The sequence below is a fragment of the Mycobacterium sp. 1423905.2 genome (genome assembly GCF_001673155.1).
Lineage (GTDB): Bacteria > Actinomycetota > Actinomycetes > Mycobacteriales > Mycobacteriaceae > Mycobacterium.
Genome location: NZ_LZLE01000005.1, coordinates 1 through 20831 on the forward strand (window position 1 = coordinate 1; position 20831 = coordinate 20831).

Genomic DNA, 20831 nt, shown 5'->3' on the forward strand with positions numbered 1-20831 from the left:
CCTCCTCGACCACTGCCCATCCGTCGACATCGGCGAGCAGGGTGCGCGCGGTGTCGCCCACTTCGGCCAACCGCGCCCGGATCAATTCCGGGCCGTAGGCTAGGTGTTCCCCCAGCGCTACCGAAAAGCCTACGCGGGCAGCGACATTGGCTTCGCCGAAGCCTAGTTGTTGCGCCACTGAGGAATCCGCGGCCCACGGCGGCGCGGGTAGCCGCGGGGTCAATTGCGACACGAGCGCCGACGTCACCGCCAGCACCCCCACCCCGCGCGGACCCGCGATCCACTTGCGCGACGAGGAGTACGTGACATCGGCACCGACCGCGCAGTCGATCTGACCCAGGGCTTGAGCGGCGTCGACGACCAGCGGCAGCCCGAGTTCGCGGCACAGCTGAGCCGCCATGGCGAGCGGTTGCACCACGCCTCGGTGACTGGCCACCGGCGTCAAATGTACGAACTCCGGTGGGTTCTCGGCCAAGTCGAATGCCGCGTCGTCAAGAGCCAGGCGCCCGTCCGCCAGCGTTGGCAGCGTGCGGACTTCGAACCCGTAGGCTTCCATGACCGCCAAGTTGGGGCCGTATTCGCCGGGCAGGCAGGCCAGGGTGCGCCGGTCGGCCGGCCAGCTGCCGAGCAACAGGTCAAGCGCATGCAGCGAGCCGGTGGTGAAGACCACCTCGGCATCGGGCATGCCGAATAGCGTTGCCGCCGCGGCCCGTCCAGCATCCAGCACGGGTGTGGCGGCTTCGGCTGCGACGTACCCGCCGACCTCCGACTCGTGCAGACCGTGCTTGGCCACAGCGTCCAACACCGCGAGGCTCTGTCGAGAACAGGCTGCGCTGTCCAAGTGCAGACCCACGACCGGCGGACGCGCCGCACGCCACCGGTCGGCCAGCGTGTCGGCGTCCCCGCTTTGCCCGGCGGAGCTCATTTGGCGGCCAACGACAACCCGAAATCACCCGCGTCGTCGGTCCACCAGCAGACGCGACGCAACCCCACGGCCCCCAGCTCGGCCTCGACGGCCTCCGGACGGAACTTGCACGACACCTCGGTGAGCATCTCCTCTTCGGCGGCGAAGTCGACGGTCAAATCCAGCGCATTCACCCGCACCCGCTGCTGACGCTGAGAGCGCAGCCACATTTCGATGCGCTCCTCCTCGGCGTTCCAGCGCGCCACATGGGCGAAGGCGTCGACATCGAAGTCCGCGTCGAGTTCGCGGTTGACCACCGTCAGCACATTGCGGTTGAACTTCGCGGTCACTCCAGCGGCATCGTCGTAGGCCCGCACCAGCCGGTCGGTGTCCTTGACCAGGTCGGTGCCCAGCAGCAGGCTGTCACCTGAACGCATGACGCCGGCCAACGTGGCCAGGAATGCCGCGCGCGGCCCCGGGGTGAGATTGCCGATCGTCGATCCCAAGAAGACGAATAGTCGGCGCCCACCGCCGGGTATCTCGGTCAGGTGCTCCTCGAAATCGCCGCATACGGCGTGGATTTCGACTCCGGGATACTCTCGTTGGATGGCGTTGGCGGCCGCCGACAGCACGCTCGCGTCGACGTCGAATGGCACGAATCGGCGCAGTGAACCGCTGTCACGCAAGGCATTCAACAACATGCGGGTCTTCTCCGATGTGCCACTGCCCAGCTCCACCAGGGTGTCCGCTGCGCTGGCGGAGGCGATCTGGGCGGAGCGGGCGCGCAAAATCGCGGCCTCTGCGCGCGTCGGATAATATTCCGGCAACCGGGTGATCTGCTCGAAGAGCTCACTCCCGACCGAGTCGTAGAACCACTTGGGCGGCAGGGATTTTGGCGCCTGCTGCAAGCCGTCGAACACATCGCGGCGCAGCGAGAGATGAGCCGAGTCCTCGGCCAGATGGTTAGACAGCGACAGCGTCATCCGATTCCTTTCCCGGTCAGGGCGGTCATGCTGACTTGATCTCCATCGACCGCGACCAGGCGATGGTCGGGCACGTCCTCCCAGCCTGGGTCGTCGTCGTAGGGTTCGCTGGCCATCACGACCCCGTCCGGGCGATGCAGGATCGACAACGTATCTCCCCACGTGGTAGCGAGCAGGCGAGACCCGTTGCCGGCCAGAATGTTCAGCCTGGCGAGCGGGTCGGCGGCGCCGACCTCGGCGATGGTGTCGCCCAATGCGTCCATCCCCCGCTCGAAGATCTTAGCTGCCAAAATCGCACTGTCGCAGAGGGACTCGGCTGCCGACCGCAACGGCAATACGGTGCGGTCGACAACGCCGTTGTGCGACAACAACCAGCTGCCGTCGGTGAACGGCGCGGTCGCGCTGATCTCGATCGGCATGCCGACGGTTGCCGACCGTACGGCCGCGATCACGCAGTGGCTGCGCAGCGCTGGCGCCACCGACTCGAACGACGTTTCCCCCCACAGCGGTGCGGCACTGCGCCAGCGCCGGGGCACCGGGCCGTCGAAAAAGCCGACTCCCCATCCGTCGGCGTTGAGCAGCCCGTGTTTCTGGCGACGCGGCGCGTATGACTGCACTCGGAGACCGTGCGGCGGATCCCACACCAGAGCGGACACCGGTAGCGGCGCGCCGAGCCAACCGAGGTGACGGCACATCAGGCGTCCCAGGCCAGCCGGACACCGGAGAAGATCTGACGACGGACGGGGTGGTCCCAGTTTCGGAAGCTGGGCCGCAGGATGCTCGGCTCGACCGCCCAGGATCCGCCGCGCAGCACCCGGTAGTCGCCGTCGAAGAAGGGTTGTGAGTAACGCTCGTAGATCATCGGGACGAAGCCGGGCCAGGGCCGTAACGGCGAGCTGGTCCACTCCCACACGTCGCCCAGCATCTGCTCGGCCCCGTAGGCCGAGGCGCCCGCCGGATAGGCCCCCACGGGCGCCGGGCGCAGCGCCGCGCCGCCGAGGTTGGCGTGTTCCGCCGACGGGTCGGCGCTGCCCCACGGGTAACGCCGCCGCGAGTTGGTCGCCGGATCCCACGCGCAGGCCTTCTCCCATTCGGCCTCGGTGGGTAACCGGGCGCCGGCCCAGGCTGCGTAGGCCTCGGCTTCGAAGTAGGTGACGTGCTGCACCGGCTCGTCGGGCGGAACTTCTTCGACGTAACCGAACCGGGTGCGCGTCGTGGCGTCGGGACCCCAGAATTGCGGGGCATCAAGACCCGCGCTCTGCCGGTGCTGCCAGCCGCGTTCGGACCACCATCGCTGCTGGTGGTAGGCGCCGTCGTCGATGAAGTGCCGCCACTCCCCGTTGGTGACCGGCACCCGGCCGATGCGGAATGGCGCCAGGTCGACGACGTGGGCGGGACGTTCGTTGTCCAACGAGTACGGTTCGACGGCCGCGTCCACCCCCAGCAGGAACGGGCCGCCGGGTACCAGCACCGACGTCCCGGCCAGCCCCGGTCGGCCGGGCGGCAACGTGCCCGACTCGCGCAGCAACGGCGCGCCGGTTCGCAGGTTCAGTGCCTGCAGCATGGTTTCGTTGTGTTGGTTCTCGTGGCTGATGACCAGGCCGAACGCGAAGTCGTCGGCGTCCTGCGCCAGCGCGTCCAGGGCATCGAGCGCCGCCGAGCGAACCGTTCGGCAATACGAGCGTGCTTGCTGCGGGGACAGGAGTGGCAGGTCGACCCGGCTGGCCCGGGTGTGCACGAAGGCGTCGTAGAGCCCCTCGACGGCACTCGGCAGCAGCCCCGGCCGGGTCGGGTCGCCGCCGCGCAGCAGCCAGAATTCTTCCTGCTGACCGATGTGCGCAAGATCCCACACCAGCGGACTCATCAGCGGATCGTATTGCCGGCGGAGTTCAGCGTCGTCGAAGTCGACCAGTCGCAGCGTGCGATTCCTGGTGCGCTGCAGGTCGTCAGCGATCTTCTCGCGTGTGCTCACCGATCTCCTCGAGCCAATTCGGCGACGGTGGGGGCAATGCCATGTGCGATCACCCGGTCGGAGAAGTCGTCGGCCGCACATCTGCCGGCCTCGACGCTGAGCACCAAGCGCTGCATCGCGTCGGTCAGCTCGGCGGGAACGCGTTGGGCGACGATGGCCAGGCACTGGTTGGCCGCGGTGTAGAGGCGACGGTCACCGAGCCCCACGCGGGCGGCGGTGTCCCACGCGGTCGCCACGGGTTCGACAGCCTCGGCGGCCAGGTCGGCGGCGGCCGGGTCGTCGAGGAGAGCCGTCAGGGTGAACACCAATGCGGGCCACACCTCGTCGGGCGCGCTGTCCAGGTAGCGGATCTCCAGCCATTGGCGGGGCCGCACCGGCGGGAACAGCGTGGTCAGGTGGTAGTCGAGGTCGGCAATGGTGGGGCGCCGGCCTGCCAGCAGCACCCGGCCGTCGACCCAATCGGTGAAAGGCACGTAGTCGGTGACCGCCGACGGCTCCGGGTCGAGCACCATCATCACCGGCGCTTTCAAGGCGTATCGGGCCCACTCGGCGCCCGGGTCATCGGCGCTGACACCGAGGATCGGTCCGCAGCGCGCGGAGTCCATCTGCCCCCACACCCGCTGCCGAGTGGATTTCCAGCCCGAGAACTCGCCGCTGATCATCGGGGAGTTGGCGGCGATCGCGATCATCGTCGGTCCGAGAGCGTGCGCCAGCCGCACTCGTGCGGCCCACCCTGGCTGCGGACCGGCGTCCAGATTGACCTGGATCGAGGCGGTCGACGTCATCATCGCCGCGCCGGCGGCGCCGCTGTGGCTGGCGCCGAAGAACTCCTCCATCGCGCGGTAGCGCAGGCCCGGGTTGACTCGCTTGGGTGGCCGCAGCGGGTCGGCCCCTAAGAAGACCAGACCCAATCCCGCCTCCGCGAACGCCGACCGCAGCACCACTTGGTCGGCCGCCATCGCGTCGATGGCCGGCACGATGCCGTCCGCCGGTGGTCCGGAAAGTTCCACCGCGCCACCGGGTTCTACGGTGACGGCGCTGCCCCCGGGCAGGGGGCCCAGCCATTCGATGACCTCGGAGATCTCCGGCCAGGTGGGCCGGCGTGCTGGGGCCTGCGGATCGAAACAATGCGCCTCGAGTTCCAGGCCGACGCGGCCCAACGGGCCATCGACCAGACATCCCTTCGCGATGTGTTCCGCGACCGTCGCCGAACTGGTCATGTCGACCTCGTCCGGGCGGGCGTTCTCCAGCGGGGAAGCTGCGGCGGTGGTTGCGCCGAACGTCATCTCACGATCCCTCCGGGCCACGAGCTTCTTCCGCAGCCTAGGTTGCGCAGCTATCCCGGAACGATAGCCGCCAACACTTCATCTTCCAGATCGCACCGACATATTCCCACCGCCGCTTGGGAGTATCCGTACGGCTACTGGCCCAGCGCGTTCTGCATCGCGCCGGCCAGCACGTTGACCGCGGGCCCGGCGTTGCCAGACTGGCAGACCTTGGCCTGCAACAACACGTTTTCGCGCAGCCGGGTTTGAACAAAGCAGCGGCGGTCGGTGTCGGCCTCCTGCTTGGTCCAGGCCTCGTCGGTGGCGCTGGCCGGCCCGCCGGTGAACGACCACACCTGGGTGGAGCCGTCGTCGAAATGCACCGCGGTGGTCTGGCCCGGGCAGCCCACGGTCCGGTCGACGACCCGGTGGAAAGCCCGGGCGGCTGCGTCATTGGTGGCGAAGACCCCGACCGCCTGCTTGACCAGGTGGGTTAGGTCGGTGGCCGACGTCTGGGCGGTTGCCCCGTTGAACGAAGCCAGGTCCGGATCGTTGTAGACCTCGGGCAACCCGATGTCCGCCCAGTTGTTGCACTCGGCGAGGTCGACCCATTCCGACTGGAACGGTTGGGTGAACGTCGACTCCGAGCCCATCGGTCCGCCGACGATATTGCCGACCGATCCCCTGCCCAGGACGGCGTAGTTCACCACTCCCGGCTCCGACGGGTGCGCACCGGCCACCGGAATGGCCGGCGCGGCTGCGACCGCGAGCGTCACCGCCACCGTGGCTGCGCGCATCAGACCTTCGCTGACACCGCGACGTCGACGTTGCCGCGGGTGGCCTTCGAATACGGGCACACCTGGTGGGCCTGTTCGACCAAGTCGTCGGCGGCGCTTTGCTCCAGTCCGGGCAAGTACCCGACGATCTTGCCGGTGAGACCGAAGCCGCCCTCGGAGTCCTTACCGAAGCCGATCTCGACGGTCACCGTGGTGGCGTCGTCGAGCTTGACCTTGGACTTGCCCGCCACCAACCGCAGCGCACCCAGGAAGCAGGCTGCGTAGCCGGCCGAGAAGAGCTGCTCGGGGTTGGTGCCTTCGCCGTTGCCGCCCATGGCTTTCGGTGGCCGGGTGTCCAGGTCGATGCGGCCGTCGTCGGACTTCACATGGCCGTCGCGGCCGCCGCCGCTGGCCGTCGATGCGGTGGTGTAAACGACTTCGATGCTCATGGGCAAGATCATGCCCTACTGGCCCAGATTGCCCCGAACGCCTTCCTCGACCTTCTTGCCGAGATCGGCGTCGACATTGCGCCAATAATCGAACACCCGCGACAGCACCGGCTCCTTCACGCCCTTCGACACGTGCCCGACAATGTTGTGCACCAGGCGATCTCGGGCTTCGTCGTCGAGAACTTCGCGGACCAGGGTGCCGGCTTGGCCCCAGTCGTCGTCCTCGGCCCGCAGGGTGTATGCGGCACGGATCATCGCCCCGTCGGCCTGCCAGCGCACTTCCGCGGCGCGGGCGGGGTCGGCGTGCGGCCCGCCGTAGGAGTTCGGGGCGTAGACCGGATCGGTGGCGTTCTTGATCCGCATCGCGCCGTCTTTGGAATAGCTGTTGACTTCGACCTTCGGCTCATTGACCGGAATCTGCCGATAGTTGGTTCCCAGCCGGGCGCGGTGGGCGTCAGAGTAGGAGAAGCCGCGAGCGAGCAGCATCTTGTCCGGGCTCAAGCCGGTGCCCGGCACGATGTTGTTCGGTTCGAAGGCGGCCTGCTCGATTTCGGTGTGGTAGTCGGTGACGTTGCGGTTCAGCGTCAACTTCCCGACATCGATCAGCGGGTAATCGCCGTGCGGCCACACCTTGGTCAGGTCAAACGGATTGAACCGGTACGTCTTGGCTTCCTCGAACGGCATGATCTGCATCTTGAGCGTCCAGCTCGGGAAGTCCCCGCGCTCGATCGACTCGTACAGGTCGCGCTGGTGGTAGTCGCCGTCCTCGCCGGCCAGCTGGTCGGCATCCTCCTGGGTCAAGTAGTCGATGCCTTGATCGGAGATGAAGTGGTACTTCACCCAGAAGATTTCACCGGCGGCGTTGATCCAGCTGTAGGTGTGGCTGCTGTATCCGTTCATGTGCCGCCAGGTCTTGGGGATGCCGCGATCACCCATCAGCCATGTCACTTGGTGCGCGGACTCCGGCGATAAGGTCCAGAAGTCCCACTGCATGTTGTTGTCGCGCAGGTTGTTTGCCTGCAGCCGCTTCTGCGAGCGGATGAAGTGCTGAAACTTGAGCGGATCGCGGATGAAGAAGACCGGCGTGTTGTTGCCGACCATGTCGAAGTTGCCCTCCGACGTGTAGAACTTCAGCGCGAAGCCGCGGGGGTCGCGCCAGGTGTCTGGGCTGCCGCGCTCGCCCGCCACGGTGGAGAACCGGATCAGGGTGTCGGTCTTGGTGCCCGGCTGGAATACCGCGGCCCGGGTGTACTGGCTGACGTCGTTGGTGACCTCGAAGTGGCCGAAAGCGCCACCGCCCTTGGCGTGCGGTTGGCGTTCCGGGATGCGCTCCCGGTTGAACTGAGCCATCTGTTCGATCAGGTAGTGATCCTGCAGCAGGATCGGACCGTCGGGCCCGACGGTCAACGACTGATCGTCACTGGGCGCCGGTGCGCCGCCGTCCGTCGTCGTGAAGGGCTGAGTCATATCGGTACTCCTCGTCAACTCGGGCTAAATCAACGAAACATGAACGGCGACAATAAAATCGCCTAGCACAAACTTCACTGGAAGACCCAGGGGGTCACGACGCACAGTACGCGCCGATTCTGGAGTGGATCAAGAAAGGCGAGCCTTGCCGAAACGCTAGGGACGAGCCGGGGCAGTGCTGGGACCCGGGCTCGCCGGCGCCGGCGAGGGACCGCTGGGGCCGGCGGACGGACCGCCGCTGGCCGGAGCGCCCGGAGCGCCCGGAGCGCCGGGAAAGCCGGGGCCCATCCCGGGCGGCGGACCGGGGTAGCGGAATTGCCAGCCCGGACCGGGGCCGGGTCCGCCCGGACCGCCGGGGCCGAACATGCCGTGGTGGTGGTGCCGATGGTGATGGTGGTGGTGGCCGAAGATCATCGCACCGGTGAAGAACAGCGTCGATGCGATGAAGATGACTCCGGCCACGATCACCACCCAGGCCGCGGCCTGGTACAGCCGGGGCGGCTTCTCCAGGTACGCGGGACCACGGTGCGGCGGCGGGGGTTCGGTAGCGACCGGACGAGCAGCGGTCGAGGGCTCGGGTGTTTCAGTCATGCCTTCGAATATGGCCCGGACCGCGACGGCCGTAAAGGGCTGGGAAGACAAAGTTGTGTGAAGTGATGTAGCCCGGTGCTCGTGCAACGAGCACCGGGCTACGGGTTGCGAGTTTTCAGCGACCGGGTGTAGGGGCCGGCGCGCCCGAGGGGGCCACCGATGAAGGCACCTGACCGGGGCCGGTCGGACCGGTGCCCGGGGTGGCGCCCGGTGCTCCGCCGCCGTTTACGGCGCCGGGTCCACCGCCGGGCCCGCCGGTACGGTGCCACAGCGCGTGATGCCCGTGGTGATGACCGCCGTGGTGGCCGCCACCGCTGTGCATGCCGAGCCGGAACCCGGTGAAGAAGATGACCGAGACGATGAAGACGATCCCGGCGACGATGGCGACCCACGCGGCGGCCCGGAAGACTTTTGGAGTCTGGTATGCCGGTGCGTCGACTGGGTGAGGTGCTACCGCGGCCGAAGTCCGCGTTGTTGGGGTGTCAGAAATTTCGCTCATGAGACAGATGATGCGGCTGAAACCAGTAGTAGCCGCTATGCGGAACTTATGTAGCAGCTGTGAGCCCAGGCATACGATGGGCCACGTGCAGGGAGCAGTGACGGTGCACATGCAGGCACCGGCCATGGAGATCTGGAGGCTGGTCGCCGATGTCCGCAACACCGGGCGGTTTTCGCCGGAGACGTTCGACGCCGAGTGGCTGGACGGAGCAACCGAGCCGGCCGTCGGCGCCCGCTTTCGCGGGCACGTCAAGCGCAACGAGATCGGGCCCGTGTATTGGACCACCTGTCGAGTGACCGCGAGCGATCCGGGGCGTGAGTTCGGTTTCGACGTGCTTGTTGGCGGCCGAGCGGTCAACTCTTGGCATTACCGATTCACTCCGACGGACAACGGCACCGACGTGACCGAGTCGTTCCGGGTACCGGTCCCACGTTGGTTGCGGGCGACGTCGTTTCTGGGCTTCCTGCGCAGGCGTCGCAACCTTCGCGACATGCGCACAACGCTGGAACGCATCAAGGCCGTCGTCGAGGGTGATGGGGCTACTCCGGCTTGAACGGGTTCACCGCGAATTGGATGACCCGGTAGGGTCCGGTCTCCCGCGGCCGGGTGTCCCACTGGCTGACGAAGATTCGCAGCTCGTCGAGCGTGGACCCCGGCGAGATGTAGCCCCCGTAGGGTTGGGCCAGCCGATTGTCGTGCGGCGGGGGCAGGCTTTCCGCCGGGTCGGGCCATTCGTCGTGCTGCACCACCGTGGTCACTGGGGCGGCGCCCAATTGCGTCGGGTCTCGCGCCACCCGGACTTCCATGTCACCGGTGCTCGCGTTGAAGTAGGACAACACTGTCTGGCCCTCGATCTGACGAATGCTCATCTCGCCCACCAGATCCGGCCACAGCGGGGTGGGCGGCCTGTTCCAGCCGCCGTCGGGTCCGGCCGCCCAGCCCTGCCACCGCGCCCGGTCGGTGAACGCCTCGGGCGTGGCCCGATACAGCACCACCGGCTGCCTGCGGGTGAAGCTGTTGGCGACGATGTACACCCAACCGGTGGGCGAATCGGGCGTCGGGATCGGGTCGTAATAACCACTGATCTGCGTCTGACGCCCATCCTGATAGGCCGGGTCGCGCGTGGAGCCAGGAACCGTGCGCCAGCTTCCACGCGCGGGTTCGGCCGCCACCAGCCGTGACGTCTGTGGTTCGAGGTTGCGGGCCGTGGTGACCATCAGGTAGTTGCGGCGGTTGATCTGCACCACCCCGGCGGGCAATTGCGAGGTCGCCGTGGGCGTCGGGTCAGCCAGCAACGGCTCCCACATACCCAGTACCCCGGAGTAGCGCACCCCCTCGGGGTCGTCGACCGTTGCGGTGTCGACCCGCAACGCGATCGGTGCGAAGTCGCGGCCGAAGCCCACCCCTTGCCCGGGGAAACTGTCCCCGCAGATCTGCAACACCTCGGTGGGAAACTCCATGAATTCGCAGAGATCCGTCGCGCCGATGTTGAAATCCCTTGTCGGCGTTCCGGTTCCAGCCGACGGACCGATCCGCAGCACCTGACCCGGCTGCAGCGGTTGCAGAACCGGCTCGGGCATCGGCGCGGGCGGGTCCGCGTGAGCGGACCAAACGCATTGCGGCGCGACCAAACACACGAAAACCGCAAACGTCGCCGCGCGCGCCGAGCTCACAATTGGGCGGCGAGCAGCTCTGCAATCTGAATGGTGTTCAACGCGGCGCCCTTGCGCAGGTTGTCCCCCGAGACGAACAGCGCCAGCCCGCGACCATCCGGTACGCCGGGGTCCTGTCGAAGGCGACCGACCAGGGATTCGTCGACGCCGGCGGCGGCCAACGGTGTCGGCACCTGAACCAGCTTGACGCCCGGCGCCTCCTTCAGCAGTTCGCGGGCTCGTTCGGGGGACAGCGGCCGGGCGAATTCTGCGTTGATCGACAGAGAGTGGCCGGTGAACACCGGCACCCGCACGCAGGTACCGCTGACCAGCAGGTCGGGGATGCCGAGGATCTTGCGGCTCTCGTGGCGCAGCTTCTGGTCCTCGTCGGTTTCACCCGAATCGTCGTCCACCAACGATCCGGCCAGCGGCACGATGTTGAACGCGATCGGCGCGACGTACTTGCTGGGCGGCGGAAAGGTGACCGCACCGCCGTCGTGCACCAACCGCTCCGCGTCGTCGATGACCGCACGGGCCTGGGTGGCCAGTTCGTCGACGCCTGCCAACCCGCTGCCGGACACCGCCTGATAGGTCGAGACCACGATGCGCACCAGTTCGGCCTCGTCGTGCAGCACCTTGAGGACCGGCATCGCGGCCATGGTGGTGCAGTTGGGGTTGGCGATGATGCCTTTGGGCCGGTTGGCGGCGTCGCGGGCGAAGTTCACTTCGGACACCACCAGCGGCACGTCCGGGTCTTTGCGCCACGCCGAGGAGTTGTCGATGACGGTCACACCGGCCGCGGCGAAGCGCGGCGCCTGTACCCGCGACATCGAGGCGCCTGCCGAGAACAGCGCGATGTCCAGTCCGTTGGGGTCGGCGGTCTCGGCGTCTTCCACCTCGATCTCTTGACCACGGAAGGACAGCTTGCGGCCCTGTGAGCGAGCGGAGGCGAAGAACCGCACCGACTCGGCCGGGAAATCCCGCTCGTCGAGCAGGGTACGCATCACCTGGCCCACCTGGCCGGTGGCCCCGACTACTCCGATGGCAACCATTACCGCCCCGTCCCCGCGTACACCGTCGCTTCCTCCTCGCCACCGAGACCAAACGCCTCGTGCAACGCGACAACGGCCTTGTCTAGTTCCGTGTCGCGGCACAGCACCGAGATCCGGATTTCGGAGGTGGAGATCAGTTCGATGTTGACGCCCACGGCGGCCAGCGCTTCACAGAAGGTCGCCGTGACACCCGGGTGGCTGCGCATGCCCGCGCCGATCAACGACACCTTGCCGATGTGGTCGTCGTAGAGCAGTTGGGTGAAGCCGATCTCGTTCTTGAGCGAGTCCAGCTTGGCCACCGCGGTGGGACCGCTGTCGCGCGAGCAGGTGAAGGTGATGTCGGTCTTGCCGTCTTCGACCTTTGAGACGTTCTGCAACACCATGTCGATGTTCACGTCGGCCTCGGCGACGGCGCGGAACACCCTGGCGGCATAGCCGGGGATGTCCGGGATGCCGACGATGGTCACTTTGGCTTCGCTGCGGTCGTGCGCGACACCGGTCAGCAGGGGGCTTTCCATAACAATGTCCTTGATCGATCCGACGACGACGGTGCCTGGCTTGTCCGAATACGACGACCGGACGTGCACCGGAAGGTTGTAACGACGGGCGTACTCGACGCAGCGCAGCATCAGCACCTTGGCGCCGCAAGCCGCCATCTCGAGCATCTCCTCGAACGTCACCGTGTCGAGCTTGCGGGCGTTGTGCACGATCCTGGGGTCCGCGCTGAAGATGCCGTCGACGTCGGTGTAGATCTCGCAGACGTCGGCGCCCAGCGCCGCGGCCAGCGCCACCGCGGTGGTGTCCGAGCCGCCGCGGCCCAGCGTGGTCACGTCCCGGGTGTCCTGGCTGACGCCCTGGAAACCGGCCACCAGCACGATGCGCCCCTCGTCAAGCGCGGCCTGCAGCCGTCCCGGCGTGACATCGATGATCTTGGCGTTGCCGTGGGTGCCGGTGGTGATCACGCCCGCCTGCGAGCCGGTGAACGACCGGGCCTGCGCACCCAGCGACTCGATCGCCATGGCGACCAGCGCGTTGGAGATGCGCTCGCCCGCGGTCAGCAGCATGTCGAGTTCCCGCGGCGGCGGGACCGGGCATACCTGCTGTGCCAAGTCCAGCAGATCATCGGTGGTGTCACCCATCGCCGAAACGACCACGACCACGTCGTGGCCTTGCTTCTTGGTCTCGACGATGCGCTCCGCGACACGGCGAATCCGGTCGGCGTCGGCCACCGAGGATCCGCCGTACTTCTGCACGACGAGCGCCACTATTTCCCTTCCGCTACCAAGAGATCCGCGCTGAGCGCTGGCTATAAGTCCACAACAGGATACGTGGCGGCGCATCTCGACTTATCCGATGCTCGCGGGTCTGCGGACCGCCGACCGTGGGCCCTAAGTACGTGACGCGCCCGGAATTCGTCCGTAGGCCCCACGCTCGGCGGCCAAACCGTCGCGGTTTTGGCCGCAGCGCCGATCGCGGTAGAGTTCAACATCGTGCAGCGGGTGCTCCTTCTCGGACGCCGCGACGGGGTCTGATCCAGACCGGCTTCCCGTCGCGGGGGTTCGCGATGCGCCGGTCTGAGGTTCCTTCTCACTCCCCCGGAGCAATTACCGTGACTAACCCTGATTCACCCGACTCGTTTACTTCAGTACGCACCATCGTGACCCCCGCCGGCCCGCCACGGCCCGGCCAGCCCGCATGGAATCCCCAGCGCGGATCGTCCATGCCGGTCACCCGTTACCGCCCGTTCGCCGAAGAAGTCGAGCCCATCCGGCTGGCCGACCGCACCTGGCCAGACCGGGTCATCCAAACCGCTCCGCTGTGGTGCGCGGTCGACCTGCGCGACGGCAACCAGGCACTGATCGACCCGATGACCCCGGCCCGCAAGCGCCGCATGTTCGAGCTGCTGGTGCGGATGGGCTACAAGGAGATCGAGGTCGGCTTCCCGTCGGCCAGTCAGACCGACTACGACTTCGTCCGCGAGGTCATCACCGACGGCGCCATTCCCGACGACGTCACCATCCAGGTGCTGACCCAGTGCCGCCCCGAGCTGATCGAGCGCACCTTCGAGGCGTGCCGAGGCGCGGCGAACGTCATCGTGCACTTCTACAACTCCACCTCGATCCTGCAGCGCCGCGTCGTGTTCCGCGCCGACCGGGCAGCGGTGCAGGCCATCGCGACCGACGGAGCCCGCAAGTGCGTCGAGGAAGCGGCGAGGTATCCGGACACCCGGTGGCGCTTCGAGTACTCGCCGGAGTCCTACACCGGCACTGAGCTGGAATACGCCAAGCAGGTCTGCGACGCCGTCGGCGACATCATCCAACCCACGCCCGACAACCCGATCATCTTCAACCTGCCGGCCACCGTGGAGATGGCCACACCCAACGTGTACGCCGACTCGATCGAGTGGATGAGCCGCAACCTGGCCAACCGAGAGTCGGTTATCTTGAGCCTGCATCCGCACAACGACCGCGGAACCGCCGTCGCCGCAGCCGAGCTGGGCTACCAGGCCGGCGCGGACCGGATCGAGGGCTGCCTGTTCGGCAACGGCGAGCGCACCGGCAACGTCTGCCTGGTCACGCTGGGTCTCAACCTGTTCTCCCGCGGCGTGGACCCGCAGATCGACTTCTCCAACATCGACGAGATCCGTCGCACCGTCGAGTACTGCAACCAGCTGCCGGTGCACGAGCGGCACCCCTACGGCGGTGACCTGGTCTACACCGCGTTCTCCGGCAGCCACCAGGACGCCATCAACAAGGGCCTGGACCAGATGAAGGTCGCTGCCGATGAGGCCGACACGGACGTGGACGACCTGCTGTGGCAAGTGCCGTACCTGCCCATCGATCCCAAGGACGTGGGGCGCACTTACGAGGCCGTCATCCGGGTCAACTCGCAGTCCGGCAAGGGCGGAGTGGCCTACATCATGAAGGCCGACCACGGTCTGGCCCTGCCGCGCCGGCTGCAGATCGAGTTCTCCCAGGTGATCCAGAAGATCACCGAAGGCGAAGGCGGGGAGGTCGCGCCCAAGGAGATGTGGGAGGCGTTCTCCCAGGAATACCTCGCGCCGGTGCGGCCATTGGAGCGCATCAAGCAACGGGTGGAGGCACCCGAGGATGACAGCGGCGCCACCAGCATCACCGCGACGGTCAAGATCGATGGGGTGGACACCGAGATCAGCGGCACCGGCAACGGCCCGTTGGCCGCGTTCGTCGACGCGCTGAGCCAGGTGGGTTTCGACGTGGCAGTGCTGGACTACTCCGAGCACGCGATGAGCGCCGGCGGGGATGCGCAAGCGGCGGCCTATGTCGAGGCTTCGATCTTCGGTAAGACCGTGTGGGGCGTCGGCATTGCCCCGTCGATCACTACCGCATCACTGCGAGCCGTGGTGTCCGCGGTCAACCGGGCGGCCCGTTAGGTCAGCCTGGTCACCAGGGAGCGCGCCAACTGCTCGGCGTGTGGGCAGGTGTCGGCCACCACCGTGACGTAATACCAGCGCTTGAGCGCCTCGACGGTGGCAAAGGGCGCCGGGAGGCAGAACGCCTGGTCGCCGAGCCCGCTGATCGGCGCAACCGGACGAGTGGCCTGCTGCTTGTCCGTCGCGAAAGCGCGGTTCACCGAGTTGAGGCAATCCATGTTGGGCGGCTTGCCGTCGACGCAGTAGCCCCAGAACAGGTTGGCGTCGACGGCGACGTGGCCCTGCGGACTCGACTCGCAGCTCTGTTCACCGAGCCCGGTTTTGAGGCGACGAAGCGCCGGATACTCAGTGCCGGTTGCCTGACTGATGTCGGCGGCGCTGAGCAGGCTGCAGAAGTCCGCGGGGATCCGCACGATGTCGGCGTTCGAGCCGGCTTGGGCGCCGCCACATGCCGAGCAGGCCAGCGCGGCCCCGAGCAGCAGCGCCACCACGGTCCGCGCCCGCCCGTTCAGCATGGCGATCAACATAGCGTCCGACCCCCGCCCGTGTGACCACAAAACATCGGCCTGCATCGAACGGGGGCCGGGCTATAGACGGCTTAGAACACGGCTTAGAAGTAGTGGCGGCGGCCGCCGACGGCGCGTCCGGTGTTGCCGAGTACCGCCAGGATCGCGCCAATGACGATCAGGATGATTCCGATCGTCCACAAGATCGAGATCTTGAGCACGAACCCCACGATGAGCGCGATGATGCCGAGAACAATCATGACGAGCCTTCCTCTAGGTGATGGCCGACTATTCGTTGGCCCGGTTCCCCCGACGCCGATCTCAGTTGACCACCCCTAAGGGGGGTAGCAATACACCCCTACGGAGGTAATGTGCCGGACATGTCGTCACCCGCAAGCGCGCCGATCCGCGTTGCGCTCGTCGACGACTATGACGTGGTCGTCAAGGGCGTCGCCAACATGCTCGACCCGTACCGCGACCGGGTTGTCATCGCCGAACTCGATTCGACGATGCCGGTGGAAGACGCGGTCGACATCGCCTTGTACGACTCCTTCGCCCAGCCCGAATCCGACCATGAGGAAATCGGTGTCCTGGTGGCCAACCCGCGGGCGCGCCGGGTTGTCGTCTACACGTGGAACTTCCATCCCGATCTCATCGAGAGCGCGCGGCAGCGCGGCGCGCACGGGTACCTGTCGAAGACCTTGCCGGCTCGAGAGCTGGTCGCCGCGTTGGAGGCGGTGCATGCCGGGGAGGAGGTCATCAGCGACGTGGCCCCGCGGGCGCGCAGCGCGCCGGGCCTGGACTGGCCCGGGCGCGGCGAAGGGCTCAGCGACCGGGAGGCGGAGGTGCTGGCGCTGATCACGCAGGGTAAGAGCAACGCCGACGTGGCTCGGCTGACGTATCTGAGCCCCAATACCGTCAAGTCCTACATCCGCACGATCTATCGGAAGCTCGGCGTCGCCAGCCGCACCCAGGCGGTGCTGTGGGGTGTGCAGCACGGGTTCACTCCCGACCATCACCGCATCGAGCACTGGCGCGGCGGGCCCTGATTCAGAACAGGGCGAACTGCTCGTCGACCAGGGTGGTGTCGGTGAACTCCTCCATGCTCCGGCCGCCCACCACGGCGCCGACACAGTCCATGAAGTGGTTGTCGGAGACGACGGGAACACCTAGCTGCAACGCGTGGTAGCCCTTGCCTTGTTCGGGCACGGACTCGTTGCAGACCACCAGCGACGTGTCGCGGTCGACGGAGTCGGTGTAGGCCAGGCCGGCGTGCAGGATGCGCTCGACGAGTTCGTCGTGGGTGCGGCGCACTTCGGCCGCCAGCGCCACGCGCATGCCTTGGACCAGTGGCCGACCCGAGACGTAGCGGCCGGGGTTGAGATAGGCGCACGGCGTACGCGACGCCAACAATTTCAGCGGACGCAGCTCGTCGTGTGTCACCCGGCCGTTGGGCCAGCGCCGCCGAGTCACCGGGTAAACCGGCAGCCAGACGTCGCGTTCCCGGGCGCGTTGCAGCGCCGGGCTCAGGATGCCGGTCAGCACGCGGGCGTCGTCGAACGCGTCATGAGGGCGCTCCTGCTGCACGCCCCAATGCGCGGCGAGCGTCTCCAGCCGCAGGTTGTCCAGGCCGAGTTCCAGCCGGCGGGCCAGCTCGACGGTGCACATGACCGAGTCGACCGGCAATTCGGCTTCGGCGAGTTCAGCCTCCGCGGCGAGGAACGCGTAGTCGAAGGCCACGTTGTGGGCCACGAGTGTGCGACCGCGCAACACCTGCGCGACATCACTGACGATGTCGGCGAATCGCGGCTGATCTTCGAGCATGGCGGCGGTCAAGCCGTGCACGTGTGTCGGTCCGGGATCAACGCCGGGGTTGAGCAAGCTGACCACCGACTGCTCGACGCGTCCGGCGGCGTCAAGTCCGAGTACGGCGATGCTGATGATGCGTGCCTGGCCGGGCCGGAAGCCCGAGGTCTCGACGTCGATCACGGCCCATCCCCCGTCCGGCTCTCGCGCCGGCCGACCCCAGGACATCATGGCTTGAGGATGACACGTCGGACCGACAGGTTGGGGTCGCTGCGCGGCCGTGTCGGCGACTCGGTGTAGCTGGCCCCGCTGCACCCGGCGACAAGCGCCGGGCTTGCGATCACCCTGGGCTGATGCGGGCGACCCGCGGCGCCCGGCGACAAGCGCCGGGCTTGCGATCACCCTGGGCTGATGCGGGCGACCCGCTGCACCCGGCGACAAGCGCCGGGCTTGCGATCACCCTTAAACTCACCCGCGTGATCACCACCCGCGCCCGTCTGGCGCTCGCCGCCGGTGCGAGCGCACGCTGGGCGTCGCGGGTGACCGGGCGCGGGGCCGGCGCGATGATCGGCGGACTGGTAGCGATGACCCTGGACCGTTCGATCCTGCGACAGCTCGGGGCCGGTCGGCGCACGGTCATCGTCACGGGCACCAACGGCAAGTCGACCACCACCCGGATGACCGCCGCCGCCTTGGGCACCCTGGGCTCCGTGGCCACCAACGCCGAAGGCGCCAACATGGACGCCGGCCTGGTCGCCGCGTTGGCCGCCGACCGCAACGCCGGGCTGGCCGCCCTGGAAGTCGACGAGATGCACGTCCCCCACGTTTCCGATGCGGTCGACCCCAGCGTGGTCGTGCTGCTCAACCTCTCCCGCGACCAACTCGACCGGGTCGGGGAGATCAACGTCATCGAGCGCACCCTGCGCGCCGGACTGGTCCGACACCCGAATGCCGTCGTCGTCGCCAACTGCGATGACGTGCTGATGACCTCGGCCGCCTACGACAGCCCGAACGTCGTGTGGGTCGCCGCGGGCGGCTCCTGGGCCAACGACTCCGTCAGCTGCCCGCGCAGCGGCGAAGTGATCGTCCGCGACAAAGGCCACTGGTACTCCACCGGCGCCGACTTCAAGCGGCCCAGCCCGCACTGGTGGTTCGACCACGAGACCTTGTACGGCCCGGACGGGCTGGCGCTGCCCATGCGACTGGCCCTGCCCGGCGCGGTGAACCGCGGCAACGCCGCGCAGGCCGTCGCCGCCGCCGTCGCGTTGGGCGCCGATCCGGCCAAGGCCGTCGCCGCCGTGTCCGGAGTCGACGAAGTGGCCGGGCGCTACCGGACCGTGCGCGTCGGCGCGCACGAAGCACGCATTCTGTTGGCCAAGAACCCCGCCGGCTGGCAGGAGGCGCTGTCCATGGTGGACAAGCACGCGGCCGGGGTGGTGATCGCGGTCAACGGTCAGGTTCCCGACGGCGAGGACCTGTCCTGGCTGTGGGATGTGCGGTTCGAGCACTTCGAGCAGACCCAGGTGGTGGCCGCCGGGGAACGCGGCACAGACCTGGCGGTACGCCTCGGCTACGCCGGCGTCAAGCACACCCTGGTGCACGACACCATCGCGGCCATCGCATCCTGCCCGCCCGGCCGGGTGGAAGTCGTCGCCAACTACACCGCGTTCCTGCAGCTGCAGCGGGCATTGGGGCGCCATGGCTGAATCGACCGTGCGGATCGGGCTGGTGCTGCCCGACGTGATGGGCACCTACGGCGACGGCGGCAATGCGTTGGTTCTGCGCCAACGGCTGCTGCTGCGGGGCATCGACGCGCAGATCGAACAGATCACCCTCGACGACCCGGTGCCCGAATCGTTGGACCTCTACACCCTCGGCGGCGCCGAGGACTACGCGCAGCGGCTGGCCACCCGGCACCTGTTGCGGCATCCCGGCTTACAGCGGGCCGCCGAGCGGGGTGCGCCGGTGCTGGCCATCTGCGCGGCCATCCAGGTCTTGGGCCATTGGTATGAGACGTCGTCGGGCGAACGGGTCGCGGGCGTGGGACTGCTGGATGCGACCACCTCGCCGCAGCCCACCCGCACCATCGGTGAAGTGGTCGCCAAGCCGCTGCTGCCCGGGATGACCCAACGTCTCACCGGATTCGAGAACCACCGCGGCGGCACGACGCTCGGACCAGCGGCGTCGCCGCTGAGCGAGGTCGTGAAGGGCGCGGGCAATCGGGCCGGGGACGGCATGGACGGCGCAGTGCAGGGCAGCGTCGTTGCGACCTACATGCACGGCCCGTGCCTGGCCCGCAACCCGGAGTTGGCCGACCGGCTGTTGAGCACGGTGGTCGGCGACCTGGCGCCCCTGGAGCTGCCCGAAGTGGAGTTGTTGCGCCGCGAACGGCTCTCGGCGCGCTGAGCCTGAAGAATTGCAGCGGAAGTTCGAGTAGCGGCCTGAAAAACTTCAGGCTCGCCGACGGATCAGGGTCTCGTCACACCATGGCGCGGCGGCCGGTGAGCGCGCGCCCCAGCGTCAGCTCGTCGGCGAACTCCAAGTCACCGCCCATCGGCAGGCCCGACGCGATCCGCGTGACAGTCAGCCCGGGGATGTCGCGCAGCATCCGCACCAGATACGTCGCCGTCGCCTCGCCCTCGGTGTTGGGGTCGGTGGCGATGATGACCTCGGTGATCTCGACGTCGTCGACCCGCTCCCCGATGCGGCTGAGTAACTCGCGGATCCGCAGCTGCTCGGGTCCGATGCCCGACAGCGGATCCAGCGCGCCGCCCAACACGTGGTAGCGGCCGCGGAATTCGCGGGTGCGTTCGACGGCCTGGACGTCTTTGGGTTCCTCGACGACGCACACCAGCGCGCCGTCCCGGCGAGGATCAGCGCAGATCCGGCACCGCTCGGCGTCGGAGACGTTGCCGCACACCGCGCAGAACCGCACCCCGTCGCGAACCTTGCCCAGCGCGGCGGTCAGCCGGTCGATGTCGGGCGGTTCCACCGACAACAGGTGAAAGGCGATGCGCTGGGCGCTCTTGGGTCCGATACCCGGCAACTTGCCGAGCTCGTCGATCAAATCCTGGACAGGTCCTTCGAACATGTCGACCGCAGGTCAGAGGCCCTGACCGCCGGGGGCACCCGGCATAGCCGGCGGCGCAGGCGGAGCCGGCGGAGCTGGTGGGCGCATGGCACCGGCCAGCGCTCCCAGTCGCTCCTGGGCCATCTTGGTGACTTGTGACGACGCGTCGCGCATCGCGCCGACGATCAGATCCTGCAAGGTCTCGATATCGCTCGGGTCGACCACCTTCGGGTCGATGGTCACCCCGATCACCTCACCGCTGCCTTTGACGAGGACCTGGACCAGGCCACCGCCGGCTTGCCCATGCACCTCGGAGTTCGCCAGCTGTTGCTGGGCCTCCAACAGTCTCTGTTGCATCTGCTGCGCCTGAGCGAGCAGCTGCGACATGTCGCCTCCGGGTTGCATGACAGTCCCCTCGCATCTTGGT

General features: G+C 67.7%; 23 protein-coding genes. 5 read left to right on the forward strand and 18 right to left on the reverse strand.

The window, feature by feature from the left end:
* From egtE to A9W95_RS00220, 10 genes are all read right to left on the reverse strand, one after another.
* Positions 1-925: ergothioneine biosynthesis PLP-dependent enzyme EgtE (egtE, locus tag A9W95_RS00175; protein WP_067408532.1), on the reverse strand; the 925-nt coding region annotated here is incomplete at its 3' end.
* Positions 922-1887, reverse strand: a complete 966-nt coding sequence (gene egtD / locus A9W95_RS00180; RefSeq protein ID WP_067408534.1) for an L-histidine N(alpha)-methyltransferase — start codon at positions 1885-1887, stop codon at positions 922-924. The genes egtE and egtD, both read right to left, overlap by 4 nt.
* The gene (gene egtC, locus A9W95_RS00185; RefSeq protein ID WP_067408537.1) at positions 1884-2582 is read right to left on the reverse strand and encodes an ergothioneine biosynthesis protein EgtC; all 699 of its coding nucleotides are present in this window, start codon (positions 2580-2582) and stop codon (positions 1884-1886) included. Before egtC ends, egtD begins: the two co-directional genes overlap by 4 nt.
* Entirely contained in the window at positions 2582-3859 is a 1278-nt protein-coding gene (gene egtB, locus A9W95_RS00190; RefSeq protein ID WP_067408539.1) for an ergothioneine biosynthesis protein EgtB, read from the reverse strand. Before egtB ends, egtC begins: the two co-directional genes overlap by 1 nt.
* Positions 3856-5145, reverse strand: a complete 1290-nt coding sequence (gene egtA, locus A9W95_RS00195) for an ergothioneine biosynthesis glutamate--cysteine ligase EgtA (RefSeq protein WP_067408541.1) — start codon at positions 5143-5145, stop codon at positions 3856-3858. The genes egtB and egtA overlap by 4 nt, the downstream gene beginning before the upstream one ends.
* A gap of 134 nt (positions 5146-5279) precedes the next feature.
* Positions 5280-5921, reverse strand: coding sequence for a sensor domain-containing protein (locus A9W95_RS00200; protein WP_067408544.1), 642 nt, complete (start codon positions 5919-5921; stop codon positions 5280-5282).
* Complete coding sequence (locus tag A9W95_RS00205) at positions 5921-6349, reverse strand: organic hydroperoxide resistance protein (protein WP_172826512.1); 429 nt, start codon at positions 6347-6349, stop codon at positions 5921-5923. Before A9W95_RS00205 ends, A9W95_RS00200 begins: the two co-directional genes overlap by 1 nt.
* Positions 6350-6364: 15 nt before the next feature.
* Entirely contained in the window at positions 6365-7816 is a 1452-nt protein-coding gene (locus A9W95_RS00210) for a catalase (protein ID WP_067408548.1), read from the reverse strand.
* A 156-nt stretch (positions 7817-7972) separates the two neighbouring features.
* Positions 7973-8407, reverse strand: a complete 435-nt coding sequence (locus A9W95_RS00215) for a hypothetical protein (RefSeq protein WP_067408550.1) — start codon at positions 8405-8407, stop codon at positions 7973-7975.
* A 115-nt stretch (positions 8408-8522) separates the two neighbouring features.
* Positions 8523-8906 carry a hypothetical protein gene (locus A9W95_RS00220; RefSeq protein WP_067408552.1) on the reverse strand — a complete coding sequence of 128 codons (384 nt, stop codon included), beginning with the start codon at positions 8904-8906 and terminating at the stop codon, positions 8523-8525.
* Positions 8907-8991: 85 nt separating this feature from the next.
* Here A9W95_RS00220 and A9W95_RS00225 point away from each other — a divergent pair, with 85 nt between their 5' ends.
* The gene (locus tag A9W95_RS00225) at positions 8992-9459 is read left to right on the forward strand and encodes an SRPBCC family protein (RefSeq protein ID WP_067408624.1); all 468 of its coding nucleotides are present in this window, start codon (positions 8992-8994) and stop codon (positions 9457-9459) included.
* Here A9W95_RS00225 and A9W95_RS00230 read toward each other — a convergent pair.
* The 3 genes from A9W95_RS00230 to A9W95_RS00240 all read right to left on the reverse strand — a co-directional run bounded on the left by A9W95_RS00230 (position 9446) and on the right by A9W95_RS00240 (position 12875).
* Positions 9446-10486, reverse strand: a complete 1041-nt coding sequence (locus tag A9W95_RS00230; RefSeq protein ID WP_371328000.1) for a DUF4185 domain-containing protein — start codon at positions 10484-10486, stop codon at positions 9446-9448. The genes A9W95_RS00225 and A9W95_RS00230 overlap by 14 nt on opposite strands.
* An 89-nt stretch (positions 10487-10575) precedes the next feature.
* Positions 10576-11610 carry an aspartate-semialdehyde dehydrogenase gene (locus A9W95_RS00235; RefSeq protein ID WP_067408556.1) on the reverse strand — a complete coding sequence of 345 codons (1035 nt, stop codon included), beginning with the start codon at positions 11608-11610 and terminating at the stop codon, positions 10576-10578.
* A complete protein-coding gene (locus A9W95_RS00240) occupies positions 11610-12875 on the reverse strand; it encodes an aspartate kinase (RefSeq protein ID WP_067408558.1) in 1266 nt (421 codons plus the stop codon). Before A9W95_RS00240 ends, A9W95_RS00235 begins: the two co-directional genes overlap by 1 nt.
* 344 nt (positions 12876-13219) lie before the next feature.
* On the opposite strand from A9W95_RS00240, the gene leuA reads away from it, so the two are divergent.
* Positions 13220-15022, forward strand: a complete 1803-nt coding sequence (gene leuA / locus A9W95_RS00245) for a 2-isopropylmalate synthase (RefSeq protein WP_067408560.1) — start codon at positions 13220-13222, stop codon at positions 15020-15022.
* On the opposite strand, the gene A9W95_RS00250 is transcribed toward leuA, so the two are convergent.
* The gene (locus tag A9W95_RS00250; protein WP_156745917.1) at positions 15019-15537 is read right to left on the reverse strand and encodes a hypothetical protein; all 519 of its coding nucleotides are present in this window, start codon (positions 15535-15537) and stop codon (positions 15019-15021) included. The two genes, leuA and A9W95_RS00250, sit on opposite strands and share 4 nt — an antisense overlap.
* Before the next feature lie 95 nt (positions 15538-15632).
* Positions 15633-15788, reverse strand: a complete 156-nt coding sequence (locus A9W95_RS27075; protein ID WP_172826513.1) for a DUF6131 family protein — start codon at positions 15786-15788, stop codon at positions 15633-15635.
* 120 nt (positions 15789-15908) lie between these two features.
* Between A9W95_RS27075 and A9W95_RS00255 the strand changes: the two genes are divergently transcribed.
* Positions 15909-16577: a response regulator transcription factor gene (locus tag A9W95_RS00255; protein ID WP_067408564.1), complete on the forward strand. Its 669-nt coding sequence runs from the start codon at positions 15909-15911 to the stop codon at positions 16575-16577.
* A gap of 1 nt (position 16578) precedes the next feature.
* Here A9W95_RS00255 and A9W95_RS00260 read toward each other — a convergent pair whose 3' ends face one another.
* A complete protein-coding gene (locus tag A9W95_RS00260) occupies positions 16579-17565 on the reverse strand; it encodes a DEDDh family exonuclease (RefSeq protein ID WP_371328001.1) in 987 nt (328 codons plus the stop codon).
* A 245-nt stretch (positions 17566-17810) separates the two neighbouring features.
* On the opposite strand from A9W95_RS00260, the gene A9W95_RS00265 reads away from it, so the two are divergent.
* On the forward strand, positions 17811-19040 hold the full coding sequence (locus tag A9W95_RS00265) for a Mur ligase family protein (protein WP_067408628.1): 1230 nt from the start codon (positions 17811-17813) through the stop codon (positions 19038-19040).
* Positions 19033-19740, forward strand: a complete 708-nt coding sequence (locus A9W95_RS00270) for a type 1 glutamine amidotransferase (protein WP_067408566.1) — start codon at positions 19033-19035, stop codon at positions 19738-19740. Before A9W95_RS00265 ends, A9W95_RS00270 begins: the two co-directional genes overlap by 8 nt.
* Positions 19741-19813: 73 nt before the next feature.
* Here A9W95_RS00270 and recR read toward each other — a convergent pair whose 3' ends face one another.
* Positions 19814-20425 (reverse strand): recombination mediator RecR, encoded by a 612-nt coding sequence (recR, locus tag A9W95_RS00275; protein WP_067408568.1) that lies wholly within the window; start codon positions 20423-20425, stop codon positions 19814-19816.
* 12 nt (positions 20426-20437) lie between these two features.
* Positions 20438-20809 (reverse strand): YbaB/EbfC family nucleoid-associated protein, encoded by a 372-nt coding sequence (locus A9W95_RS00280; protein ID WP_067408570.1) that lies wholly within the window; start codon positions 20807-20809, stop codon positions 20438-20440.
* Positions 20810-20831: the final 22 nt, after the last annotated feature.